Source organism: Candidatus Eisenbacteria bacterium (assembly GCA_018831195.1).
Classification (GTDB): Bacteria; Eisenbacteria; RBG-16-71-46; order CAIMUX01; family JAHJDP01; genus JAHJDP01.
Genome location: JAHJDP010000077.1, coordinates 55,028 through 67,666 on the forward strand (window position 1 = coordinate 55,028; position 12,639 = coordinate 67,666).

Here is a 12,639-nt window from a genome sequence, read left to right on the forward strand (position 1 = left end):
TCACTCCATTCCTACCCCTGACACCGTATCCGGCGGCAGTTGCAGAGCCCCGAGCAGCGGCGCAAACTTCAGCGACACCTCCCGCCATTCCCTTTCCGGATCTGAACCCTTCACAATACCGGCCCCAGCGAAGAGATGCACATCCTCTCCCCGGATCAAGGCGGAACGGATTCCCAATGCAACCTCCCCATCGCCCCGGCCGTCAATCCATCCGATCGGGCCGGCATACAACCCGCGATCGAACATTTCGATATCGCCGGAAAGCTCCAAAGCCCGGTTCAGCGGCACACCACCGACGGCCGGTGTCGGATGGATCGCCGAGACCAGGTCCAGAAGATGCCCTCCCGGCGCCACGGCCCCTTCAAAAACGGTTTGGAGATGCTGAACAGCGCGCAATCGCCGCAACCGGGGTTCCCGGTCCCAGCTTAGGGATGACGTTTTCCCCTTCAGCCGCTCGGCAATCCAGCGCACGACAATCTCGTGTTCACGCCTTTCCTTGCGGTCCCCCAAAAGGGCGCGCCCGGCCTCGGTGTCGGTCCCGGCATCCGTGCTCCGCGGCGCCGATCCGGCCAGACAAACGGATTGGATTCTTCCACCCTTTTGTTCCATCAGCAGTTCGGGTGTCGCGCCGAGAAAGCAGGCGCCTTTCTCCGCAATGGCAAAGATCCGGCAATCGGGATACGAGGCGCTGAGACGCCGGAGGATTCCGGCGCAATTCCAGGATCCGGAAAATCGGAGATGGAGATAACGCGCCAGGGTCGTCTTCTCCACCCGTCCCTTCCCGACCTCACCGAGAATACGCTGAACCCCCTCGACCCATCCGCCATAAGACATTCCTTCAGCCTCAATCAGTCTTGGCGCGGGAGGTTCCGAGAACGAGCGGGTCGAGGGGGAGTCGGAGTCTTTAACATTAAGATCCTCCGCCAGCGGTCCGTCGGCGGCCGTTGTAACGATTCTCGAAACAGCGCCGTTCATCTTTATCATTTGAAGCGGGCAAAAAATAAAAGGATCGGGCGTCAAGCCGGTCCAGGGAATTCCCACGGGGTGATCCGAACGGAAGCGAAAGGCGCCGAATAGAACCGGCCCCACTCCCGGCCGGCCGGCAGGATCCAATCTCAGATTCTGCATCCAGTGGCGATGGGTTTCCGCCGCCGTGCTGATGATGCAGGGGCGCGGCTGGAGCTCCTTCCGGGGAACGCCCTCGCCCACCATCCATAATCCGTCTGATGGGTGCATCCAGAAAAAGGACGGTTCACCTCTCAATCGCGCCTTTTCAAACGCCTCAAATGGATCGGATTCGGAATCCAGGCTCTCCGTGCGAGAGATGAGATGCCACCGTCCGTTTTTAACCGATTCCCGATTCATGGCGACCCTCTGCCCGTCTCTTTATCATCACAACCCGGGAGAGCCCTTCCAATCCCATAAAAAAGGAGGTTCTGCAGGGCTTTCCCCTGTGATGCGAGCGGTGTTGGATGGGCGGCCAGTAGCCAATGAAGGATCGTTTCATGAAGGGCGCCCAGCCAGGCGCGCGCCGTCAGATCCAGATCCAGATCCCGCGGCAGCTCCCCCGCTTCAGCCGCCCCCACCAATTCCGCCCGGATAAAGAGAATGAATTTCTCGCGGATCGGCAGGAACTTTCGATCCATCACCCGGCCCTGGCCGACGATGTTGACGAGAAGGAGATGCCCCAAGGCGCGCTTGCGGGCGAAGGTTTCCAGAAGGGCTTGAATCGCCGCCCCCAGCCTCGCCCGCGATGGGGGCTGGGGTTCGACCATCCGCTGAACCTTTTGGATCAATCTCTCGGAGAGTTGATCCACGAGTCCCAGGGCCATCTCTTCCTTGCTGGGGAAATGGAAGTAGAAGGCCCCCTTTGATACGCCGGAACGGCGGGCGATGTCATCAACCCGGGCGGCCTCATATCCTTGCCGGGCAAGAACTTCAGCTGCCGCATCAAGAATGATCGCCCGTGTTTGTTGTGCCGAACGTCCCGCCTGCCGCGGCATCAGATATCCCCTCCCAACCTCGGATGACCGGGCTTGAAATCCCCGGCAGCGGCATGAAATACCGACTGGTCAGTCTATTAAAAATCTAGACGGGCCCGCCGACGGCTGTCAAGACCAAGGTGTGTGGAATGGTTAGCGGGGCGATCCGTCAGAAGGAGGGGTTCCGCTGAGTGAGTCGCCGGCCGCCATGCCACGATCTCTCTCCCGGAGTTCTTCAAGCGTCTGGAAGGCTTCGGTCGCCTCCTTTTGCCGTCCCAATTTTTGATGGGCCAGTCCGAGAAGATAATAGGCATCGGGTCGGTCCGGCGCCAGGCGAACCGCACGAGCGGAATAATGGGCCGCCTCTTCGTAATCGCCCTTTTCTTGAAGTATATTGCTTAACAATAGCAGGATATCGTAGTTCGTCTCGTCGAGGGTCACGATCGTGCGCAGCTCTAAAATCGCCTCGTCATAATCCCCCAGCGCGTGGTGGCAGCTTGCCAAACCGATGCGTACTTCGAGATCAAGCGGATCCTGAAACAGAACCTTCTGAAATGCCTCGATCGCCTCCTCACAAACATCTTGCTCAAAATAGAGAACCCCGAGAAACCGAAGACAGGCCAGGTCATCAGGCTGAATCTCCAAGGCGTTATTGACAGCAAGAAGGGCCTCATGAAAATTACCGGCCTGGGCCTGGGCGATGGCGAGGTTGTAATGAGCGGACAAGCTCATCGGAGAGATCTTTGCGGCCAGGCGGAAGAATTCAATCGCCTGCCGTGTTTCACCCGCCCTTTGTGCAACGACACCCAGATCGGTCAGGGTCTTCTCTGTCTCTCCCTCAATTAAGAGAATCTGACGGAAATAGAACTGCGCCGTCTGAAAGTCATCCGCCTCGAGAGCCAGTTCACCCAGAAGTCCCAATGCCTCTGTGGAGCGGGGTTGTTCCTTGATCACAGCCTCCAAATGAGCCTGCGCGGCCTCCCGCTCCTCCATTTCAAAGGAAAGTTTTCCCAATGCGAGACGCGTCTCCCACACATCCGCCAATTCTAATGAGCGGCTCAGGAAACGGCGGGCTTCCCTTGGGATCCCCATGAAAAGATAGGTTTGCCCGAGGCCTCGATACGCTTCCGCCGAGAGGGAATCGGTCTCGATGACGCGGCCGTACCAGATGACACTCCCATTCCAATCTCCGCAGGCCACGGCGTTCTGGGCGCGCTGCAGCCATGCATCGACGGAGTCCGGCGGCGTCGACGTGGCCGTGGAGAAGGCCAGGAAAAGGGAGAGGATCGGGAAAAGGGCGGTCATAAACGCATCATCCTCTGGTACTCGCCGGCCTGCCTTCACGCCGGCCTGCCTTCACGCCGGTGTGGATTTTCACCAACAGTGAATCGACGGCCGACCCCACGAGCCGGGCTCTGAAGGGTGGGATCGATATCATAATCTTACCACGAGAAAGCTCATTGGTAGGTAATTTCAGAGGACGAGATATCTCCAGCCGGAGGGACATTGGAGAGGACAAAATCAACCCGCCGGTTCCGGGAGCGCCCCTCGGGCGTATAATTGGAAGCAACAGGCCGCGTATCAGACAATCCCATGACGCCTAGGTGGGTGGGAGCCATCCCCTCCCTTTCGATAAGGTACCGAACGACGGATGCGGCGCGCGCGGCCGACAATTCCCAGTTGGATTTGAAGAGCGCCGTTGAGATCGGGACATTATCCGTGTGGCCTTCCACAAGAACGGTATTGGGATGTTTCTTCAGGATGACAGCGATTTTGCCGAGCAGTTCATTGGCTTCCGTCCGCAATGAAGCGTTCCCGACATCAAAGAGGATGTTACCCTTCACGCGCAGAGCCACGCCCTGTTCGGTTTGCCTCACCTCCACATCATCCTCCATCCCCATCGATTTGACGTCACTCTTGGCCTTCTCCTCGGTCTCCGCTCTCTCCTCGGCATCTGAATTTTTCCTCGTCGGAGCGACATTGATAAAGTTCGGACTCCCTGTCTTGCCCGCCATGAAGCTGGCTTCCTTGGCGCCGAATGCCGTTTTCAAACTGCCGACCAGGGCCCGGTACTTTATGACATCCATCGTGGAGAAAGAAACGATAAGAATGAAGAAAACCATGAGAAGACTCATCATGTCACCGAATGTTACCATCCATTCCGGCGCCCCTTCTTCCGGTTCTTCCTTGGGAGGACCATTGTCGGGCATTGGTGACACGCTGTTTCCCTCGCTTTGCTTTTTAAGCGGCAGCCTTCATTTCGTTCCTTTCCCGACTCATCAATTCCCGGCTTTTGGGATCCATATACCCGAGGAGACCGGCTTCAATGACACGGGGATGATGACCGGAGAGGATCGATTGGATCCCGTGGATAATGATCTGGCGGTTTAACATCTCTTCCGCCGTTCGTCCGGCCAATTTGTCGGCCATGGGGAGAAAGAGGAGGTTGGCCATGAAGGCGCCATAAAATGTGGTGAGAATGGCCACGGCCATCGACGGACCGATCTTGCTGGGATCATCCATTTTAACAAGCATTTGGACCAGTCCGATCAAGGTGCCGATCATCCCAAAAGCCGGAGCTGCGGCGCCCATGCCCTTTAGGATCTTCTGTCCGTTTTGATGGCGTCCAATGACCTGATTCATTTCGGTCACCATGAGATTGGCGACAACATCGGGCTCGGTTCCATCAACGCAAAATTGGATTCCGCGGGCCAGGAAAGCATCATCGACTTTTTCATCCTCCAGCGCCAAAAACGATTCCCGCCGCGCCTTCTCGGCCAGCGAGACGATTGTCTTTATCAATACATCCGGCGCTTGAGCCTTATACAAAAATGCATTTTTTGCCACGCTCGAAGTGCGAAGAACCGATGCGAGGGGAAACCGTATCAGAGTGGCGGCAATCGTGCCACCGATGACAATCATGGCGGACGGCGCGTTGGCAAAAGCGATGGGACTGGGTCCGATGGCGATAGAGCCCCCGATAAGAAAAATCCCCAAACAGATGCCGATAACTGTGGCTATATCCATCGTTGTCCCTTCCTCACCTCTTGATTCATGAATCGAAGATCCTCATCGACAATCCTCTTCAACAATCCCTAATCACCGGCCAGCGGCAGGATCAGATTCATCCGAGTGCCGCCGTCGGCTCCCGCCTGTGTTTCAATCCGCCCGGAAAGCTCCTCAACAACCCGCCGGACAATCGCCAGCCCCAGACCCAATCCCGGCGGCTTTCCGACAAGCGCATCCCCGCCCTGCTGGAACGGATCGAAGGCCGCGGTTCCCGCAAGCGTGGTCATCCCCGGCCCCTGATCCTCCACCCGCAGCTCGCCGTTGCCACCATCCACCCTTCGCCAGGAAATCTTAATGAGGCTTCCATCCGGACTGAACTTGACCGCATTGTCGATGATATTGATCACCATCAGCCGGAGCCGCTCGGTTTCACCGTTAACAAATAGAGGATCTTCAGCGATGTCGCTTTCGATCGTTATGCCCCTCTTCCCAACCCAACCGTTATACTCCTGAATCACGTCGCCGATGACAGTTCCCAGCGGGATCGGATCGGCATCGGCGGGCAGGGGTTGTTCAGGGTCGGCAAGAAAGAGGAGGTTCTCCACCATGCCGCACAACCCGACCGTTTCCTGCTCCATAGAGGAAACCGCATCCCTTAAATGTTCAGGTAATTTGTCTCTTTCCTGGTGCAGCAGCCAGGCATATCCCCTGAGGGTTGTGATGGGTGTTCTCAGCTCATGTGACAAGGTGCTTAGAAAATCGTTCTTCAGCCGGTCCACTTCCAGCAGCTTGGAGAGGTATTGCCGGTGATGGAGATCGCGGAGCGTGGCGACGCAGGAAGTGACCTCTCTTCCCGCCCGAATGAGTTCGACATCGATCTGCCAGCGCATCGGTCCCTGGCTCGTGTCAAAATCGACGGTGCGGGGGATCGTGTGGCCTCGCTTCACCAGTTCATCTTTGGCCACCTGAATCGCCCTCGCCGCCGGCGCGGGAAGAATGTGCGATATCTCCAGACCGACCGTATTAATACCGAGGAGACCGGTGAGACGTTCCGCGGATCGGTTGAGGTGCAAGAGAACGCCGTCATCCGAGATAATGAGAATTCCATCGGAGAGGCGATCAGCGAAGCGGTTCAAAAATCCAATCTGAGCCTGAAGGGCGTCTTCTCTCAACGTCGAACGAATCGTGTCCATATCCCGTTCGAGACAGAGTCCCGCGGCTTGCCCCACGAGAAGCAGGTTATCGGACTGCAGCGGGGTGAGAATCAGATCCATTTGTACCGGGACTATTTCCAGAAAACCGCAGAGATCCTTGAATCCGTGAGCCGGGATCAGCAATGACAGGTTGTCATGATCCATCCACTGAATAGAGGCTTCCTTCCGCCATGAGGCCGCGACAAGCGGCAGGGCCGGCAGACGCGGCAAGGCATGACCGGTGGGAACATCCATTCCGATGCCGAACGGCGACGATGATGCGCTCAATCCATCCGGGGCGTAGCCGCTACCCGGCCAGATAGAGACCGCCTGATAGGAGTCGTCATGAAGCTGGCGGGCAAAAACCGTGATAAGGGCCGGCTCATCTGAGCCAAGAATCGTCCGGACGGCCGGAGCCAGGGTCGAGGAGAGCTCTTCCCGCCGGGACCTCTTGGAGAGAATCCCCTGAATCAGCAATGAGATCGGCAACTCCTCTGAAGAATTCGCAGCGGGCAGCATCCTCACGTCTTTATGAGCCTGGGGAGATATGGATCCCGCGACCTTTCGGATTTCCCGCGGACCTGTCGGGCGGCGCGATTTCAAGTAATGAGTCCCACAAAAATGTTTGCGCGTTCATATTCCGTAAGCGCTTGCTCTAGAATTTCACTGGGCACCGGATCTTCAAGATCGAGGAGTAAAAGGGCCTCTGGACTAAGCTGATTTCCGGAGCGACCCAATCCACTATCCAATCCCAGGGTGCGGGCAATGTGATCGGCGACATGAATCACACAGGTTCCCAGCTTGTCGACAACGGCCTTTTCCGGCTGGTGATGGTTTCCGATCGCATCCGCCATCGCTTCCGGGAAATTCCACTTCCGGCAGATGAGGCGGCCTATTTCGGCGTGATCGATTCCGACAATTTGGCATTCCGCCTCAATCAATGAGATCTCCTTTTCATCCAGGAGATCGAGCACAGCGCCAAACTCTTCTGGGAAGTACTGATCGAGAACAATACAACCCAGATCGTGCATGAGGCCGGTTAGAAAGGCTGTCTCGGGGTCGGCTTCCACGCGAAGGGCCAGTTGCTTGGCTGCTGCGCCAGTGGCGATGGCGTGCTTCCACAAAGCCTTCCTATTAAACCGCCGATTTCTCCCGGGGCCGCCAAAGGTCTTCAGAAGTTGCGCACTGAAAACCAGATTCCTGATGGCCCTGAATCCCAGAAAAATCACACCCTGTCCAACGGAAGAGACTTTGCGGCTCAGTCCGTAGAATGGTGAATTCACGACCTTCAAGATGGTAGAAACCAGGCTGGGATCCTTGGAAATGACATTCGCGATATCGTAGGCGGACGCATCAGGATCATCCACCATCGTCATGACCTTGGTCAGGATTTCAGGCAAAGTGGGAATATTCTCCACCACATTCAGCCGCTTGTGAATCATTGAAACAGCCTCCTTCGCCACAGAATATTTTGGATGAATGAGGGGCGTTAAAGCCCTGCCGGCTTTCGAGCCGTTGCCCTATCTATCGGGACGTCATGAGGCTTCCTTGAAAACTGAGAGGGATCAGTCAACCCGCTGTGGAGCATATTTTTCGTGGTAACCGATGATCCCATCGAAGAGGGTTTTGGCCAGCAACTGCCGGTGGGATGGCTGGCGAAGCCGATGGCAATCGCTGGAGTTGGAGATAAATCCCAATTCCACCAGGGCGGATGGGATATGATACGACTTAAGGACGACAAACCGAGCCTGCTTGACGCCGCGACTGGCGGCCAATCCCTCCGCCTCAACGGATTTCAGAAGTGATTCGGCTAACAGACTGGAACGCAATATAGTATCAGATTGAATCAGATCAAAAGAAAATGGCAAATCCCGGACCGATTCATCGATGGGAGCATCAATCTCATAATCGGCCTGGTTCTCCAGGAGGGCTAGTTCTCTCGAGGCCTCATCGGTCGCCCCTTTGAGGCTCAGGAAAAAGACCTCTACCCCGTGAGCCTGCCGGGCCTTTGCCGCATTGACATGAATGCTGATGAAAACGTCGGCCTCAACGTCTTGCGCTTTCTGGATTCTGGACCGAAGACCCATCGCATGATTTTTATCGCGGGTCAAATAGGTCTTGATGCCGGATTTGGCATCGAGAAGGCTTTTGACCCGTTTGGCGACATCCAGAACGATTTCCGATTCGCGGTCTCCCTCACGCGTGGTCGCCCCGGGATCTTGCCCGCCATGACCTGGATCGAGAACGACGATCCAGGGCCGTCCCACGGGGAGCGTCCCCTTCCCGCTCCGATAGACATCACAGACCAGCCGGTACCCCTTCCCGCCCTCAGGAGGAAGGGTAAAGACCTCGAAACGCGCCTCGCGGCTCAAATCGAGGACAATCTGGGCTTTGGGACCCGAAAGGGAGTTCAAGCGGATGCGCTGAACCAGGTCATCATCCAGAGCGATTGGTTTTACATTATTGTTGAAAACGGAGTTCGCTATATTGATCGCGATGCGGTGGGGATCGTCGGGAGTCCAGATACGGTACTTGGGAGCTTCGGACAGATCGATCACAACCCGAACGCGGCCTTCGGTCACACCCGTCCGAATCTGCTCGACGTTAAGAACGGCATGACCGGCGCCGCACAGAACGATTTGAAGTATCAGTGACAAACGAATCAGACGTCTCATGACTCAATCCAGCCCGGCGAATTCTTCTTCGTTCTGCACACTGACCCCGTTGCGAAGCAGCAAAGCCGTCGTCACTCCAACCCCTGAAACGAGGTCCCCCCCGCGGTAGATACGCCGGCAGCCGCAAGAAGGGCTTCGAGCTTTTAGAACCGCAACCTGTATGGAAAGTTCCCGGCATATTGTTAAAGTGGCTTCCGCTCCCCTGATATAGGCGGCGGTTACGTCGAGTCCCGACCGGGTCAGGACAAGCGTCTCCCCATCGAGCACCTGATTCCCATCTCCGCCTTGGATGTCAGCCGGCTCACGGGGCGTCGATAAGCCACCGAGTTGTTCGGGGCAGACGGGAATCCAAAGATTATTCTTGGATGGGATAAGCGCCGGGCATTTTAAAGAAGCGCCGTCATATCGGCAGGGGATTCCCAATAGACAGGCGCTGAGGAGGGTTCGGACCACCACTGACCTCCAGGGGGTCCCTTACCCCCTAATCGACGATGCGTTCCTCATCCAAGAGATACTTGGCGGGGTTGACCGGGCAGCCATTCTTCTGGATTTCATAATGCAGGTGCGGTCCCGTCGTCCGACCGGTGGCTCCGATATGGCCGATGATCTGGCCCCGTTCAACCTCATCATTGAGTTTGACGAGGATTTTGTCGGCATGCCCAAAAATCGTGACGATTCCATTACCATGATCGATCTTTATGACCTTGCCGAAGTCTCCACTCCGCCCCGCAAAGATCACCCGGCCGCGAGCGGCGGCTTGGAAGGGTGTGCCGTGTGCGGCACAAAAATCAAAACCCTCGTGCATCGACATCCGGCCGGTGAAGGGATCGGGACGGCGCCCGAAACCGCTGGAAAGATAAAACTCTCCCACAACCGGATTGATCGTTGGAATGTGATCGAGCTCTTCGGTTCGAATTCTCAACTCGCTGAGGATGAGATCATAACTTTGTTCTTGGAACGAAAGATGCCGATCGAGGGCGGCTAACCGCTGGCTGACACCGGCCAATTGATTCCCCAGCTCCTTATCAACTCCCTTATGCCGGTAGGCCAGATCAGGTCCACCAATACCCAATTGGCGCGTCTCATCATCGAGCGGATTGAGCCCGGCCAGGAGGCGGGCTTTGTTTTCCATTTCGATGGTCGTGTCGAGGCGACATTCCAAATCGGTCAGACTCTTTTGAAAGATCTCGAGATCGGAGTTAAGGACGGTGTTTTCCTGGGCAACCAGTGTATACTTTTTGTGGACCTGATGCGCATTCCAATAAATGCCAACGGCACACATGATAAGACCGAGAAATCCGGTGGCGGTGATGCTAAGTATATAGGCGGAGAAAACAGGTAAACGAAAACGGCGGATTGCATTCCCATCGCTAGGGACAACGATAATATCCAGGCTCTTTCTGGCCATCCTACCCCCACATCCTTGTGAACCCACCATGGGCGGGCAACTCTGCCACGAATCATAAACAACGCACATCGCGTGTTAACCTAACAAGGTTCTGTACCCCTGTCAAGAAAACAACCGGCCGGTTGCTGCCTCCCCCAACCTGCATCGTGGCCGGAGATTAGTCGCTCTTCATCGGCGATTAATCTCCCCTCACCTATTATCGTCACTAATACCAGACGTGATTAGGGTTGATCTGGTGTGATGGCAATATACGAATAGGCCCCATTGCGGAAAACTCGGAGAATCATCGCCTTTCCGCCTTGGTGCGCCCGCTCCAGGGCCTGGGCCAAGTCATCCATCCCACTCCCTAAGAAAGTGTTATCCGCTTCGACCAGAAAATCACCTTCGCGAATCCCGGCCCGGAAGGCCGGTCCGGTGATCCGAAGACGTATCACTTGAAGCGAACGCTCTCCCCCGGGACCATCCGCCACCATATCGACCGCGACACCCAGGAGATCCCAGATGCGGTCCCCGGTCGATTCCGGCGAAGCCGGTTCTTGCGACTCGGGCTGGGTCGGATGAAGAGCCGCGACAACATCGGGCCGTTCCGCCAGGACAACATGCGTCGATTCGATTTTCCCGTCCCGCCAAAAGATGACCTCGACCTTTTTCTCTACCAGTGTTTGCGCAACCAATAATCGAAAGGGCTGGACATCGAGAACAGGCTTTCCATCGAACTGAAGAAGAACATCGCCGGCCTGGAAGCCGGCATCGGAGGCCGGTGTTCCGTCGATGACATCCGAAACGATCACACCGGTCCTGCCCTCCAGACCCCAGGCCTCCGCGAGTTGGGAATCCAGAGCCTGCAACGTCACACCAAGATAACCGCGTATGACATGTCCGTTTGTGATCAGATCGCTGATAATCCGTTCCGCCATCCGCATCGAAATGGCGAAGCTGATCCCTCGGCCCGGCGCATTAAAGGCGGTATTGATTCCAACCACTTCGCCCCGGGTGTTGACCAGGGGGCCGCCGCTGTTGCCGAAATTGATCGAGGCGTCGGTTTGGATGAAATCCTGATAAACGGGGCTTCCCCCCGCGATCGCCAATTCATTCCGGCCCTTGGCGCTGACAACGCCGACGGTGAGCGTGCCCTCCAGATTCCCAAAGGGATTCCCAATCGCCGCGACCCAGTCCCCGATTTTCAAATCTTCTGCATTCCCAAGTTCAACATAGGGAAGATCGCGGCCGGCGGCGATTTTTAGAACGGCGATATCCGACGGCGGATCGGCGCCCACCAATTCGGCATCATGGCTGCTCCCATCCGCCAGGGTGACCGAGATATTTTGGGCATCGTAGACAACATGGAAGTTGGTCACGACATAACCTTGAGAACTGATCAGAAACCCGGAACCGGTCGATGGTATTTCAATCTCCTCCCCTTCAAGTTCCGGGAAGAGCTGCCGCATCGGGTCGTCAGCTGATCCGCCCAGATCACCATGTCTGAAAAGTCTCTCTGCATCGATATTGACGACAGCCGGCAGGACTTTCTCAGCGACGGCGACAAAGGGGCTGCGGCCCGGCGCCTCGGAGATGCCGGTTTCATCCGGATAAGTTCTCGAATCGGGAGAGGGCCAAACTGGTGATTCCATTTCCCGCTGATCTGGCTGTGTGTGTTTTTGTGAGAAGAGAGGAAATCCGACGCGGGGTGTGGTCTTCTCCGCGAGTCCGGTGGAATCATGGCCTTCCGAAAGCCACAGCCCCCATTTGATGGGGGTCTGGTTTGAGGCCGCATCTGATTCGAGACGGCCGATACCCCAAAAGAGCCCGACACCCAGACCCAGGGCGGCCAGGAGTAACAAAATCGCTCCAAGGTAACTTCCCAGCGGCAATCGGCTCATTTCACGCTCTCTTCAAGAATGTGTGAAAGATCAGACCCCGTCCGGTTGGGAGTCGTCATCCTCGGTTGCGGTGGATGCTTCCGGCTTTTCCTCGGGGCGCGCCACCCCATCAGAGCCCTTCTCGTGGAGCGTGCCGGCACCGGCCTTCGTTTCCTCCTCACGGGCCTTGCGGGCTTCCTCGCGGATTTTGGAAATCTCAGCCTCCAGTTCACCGATCTCAACTTCCAATTTCCGGATACGTCCGATAATCGCTTTGACGGTGACATCCGGGAGAATCGACTCGGTATCATCGCGCTGACTTAGCTCGTACACCCTTTCGCCCAGTGAGCGCTTTTCGCGGGCGACATCACGGCTCAGACTGAGGATATCCAACCGCTTTTTCCCGATCCGGGCATACTCCTCCGTTTTCACGCTGGCAACAGAGTAGATTTCCCGGATTTGTCTTTTTAGACGATCCCCAAGCTTATCTTCACTCGCGGACTTTTCCATGAG

General features: G+C 56.5%; 12 protein-coding genes. All 12 read right to left on the reverse strand.

The window, feature by feature from the left end; all coding sequences use genetic code 11:
* The 12 genes from KJ970_12955 to KJ970_13010 all read right to left on the reverse strand — a co-directional run bounded on the left by KJ970_12955 (position 1) and on the right by KJ970_13010 (position 12,636).
* Positions 1-1,365, reverse strand: coding sequence for an isochorismate synthase (locus tag KJ970_12955; protein ID MBU2691823.1), 1,365 nt, complete (start codon positions 1,363-1,365; stop codon positions 1-3).
* Positions 1,362-2,003, reverse strand: coding sequence for a TetR/AcrR family transcriptional regulator (locus tag KJ970_12960; protein MBU2691824.1), 642 nt, complete (start codon positions 2,001-2,003; stop codon positions 1,362-1,364). Before KJ970_12960 ends, KJ970_12955 begins: the two co-directional genes overlap by 4 nt.
* 132 nt (positions 2,004-2,135) lie before the next feature.
* Positions 2,136-3,287: a tetratricopeptide repeat protein gene (locus tag KJ970_12965; GenBank protein MBU2691825.1), complete on the reverse strand. Its 1,152-nt coding sequence runs from the start codon at positions 3,285-3,287 to the stop codon at positions 2,136-2,138.
* Between the two features lie 152 nt (positions 3,288-3,439).
* Positions 3,440-4,201 (reverse strand): OmpA family protein, encoded by a 762-nt coding sequence (locus tag KJ970_12970; protein MBU2691826.1) that lies wholly within the window; start codon positions 4,199-4,201, stop codon positions 3,440-3,442.
* A 22-nt stretch (positions 4,202-4,223) separates the two neighbouring features.
* Complete coding sequence (locus KJ970_12975) at positions 4,224-5,009, reverse strand: MotA/TolQ/ExbB proton channel family protein (protein ID MBU2691827.1); 786 nt, start codon at positions 5,007-5,009, stop codon at positions 4,224-4,226.
* 68 nt (positions 5,010-5,077) lie between these two features.
* Complete coding sequence (locus KJ970_12980) at positions 5,078-6,673, reverse strand: PAS domain-containing sensor histidine kinase (protein ID MBU2691828.1); 1,596 nt, start codon at positions 6,671-6,673, stop codon at positions 5,078-5,080.
* Between the two features lie 110 nt (positions 6,674-6,783).
* Positions 6,784-7,626: an HDOD domain-containing protein gene (locus tag KJ970_12985; protein ID MBU2691829.1), complete on the reverse strand. Its 843-nt coding sequence runs from the start codon at positions 7,624-7,626 to the stop codon at positions 6,784-6,786.
* A gap of 123 nt (positions 7,627-7,749) precedes the next feature.
* Positions 7,750-8,859 (reverse strand): N-acetylmuramoyl-L-alanine amidase, encoded by a 1,110-nt coding sequence (locus tag KJ970_12990; GenBank protein ID MBU2691830.1) that lies wholly within the window; start codon positions 8,857-8,859, stop codon positions 7,750-7,752.
* A gap of 3 nt (positions 8,860-8,862) precedes the next feature.
* Entirely contained in the window at positions 8,863-9,312 is a 450-nt protein-coding gene (locus KJ970_12995) for a DUF523 domain-containing protein (GenBank protein MBU2691831.1), read from the reverse strand.
* A 28-nt stretch (positions 9,313-9,340) separates the two neighbouring features.
* The gene (locus tag KJ970_13000) at positions 9,341-10,267 is read right to left on the reverse strand and encodes a M23 family metallopeptidase (protein ID MBU2691832.1); all 927 of its coding nucleotides are present in this window, start codon (positions 10,265-10,267) and stop codon (positions 9,341-9,343) included.
* Between the two features lie 221 nt (positions 10,268-10,488).
* A complete protein-coding gene (locus KJ970_13005) occupies positions 10,489-12,147 on the reverse strand; it encodes a trypsin-like peptidase domain-containing protein (protein ID MBU2691833.1) in 1,659 nt (552 codons plus the stop codon).
* Between the two features lie 30 nt (positions 12,148-12,177).
* Positions 12,178-12,636, reverse strand: coding sequence for a hypothetical protein (locus KJ970_13010; protein ID MBU2691834.1), 459 nt, complete (start codon positions 12,634-12,636; stop codon positions 12,178-12,180).
* Between the last annotated feature and the right edge of the window lie 3 nt (positions 12,637-12,639).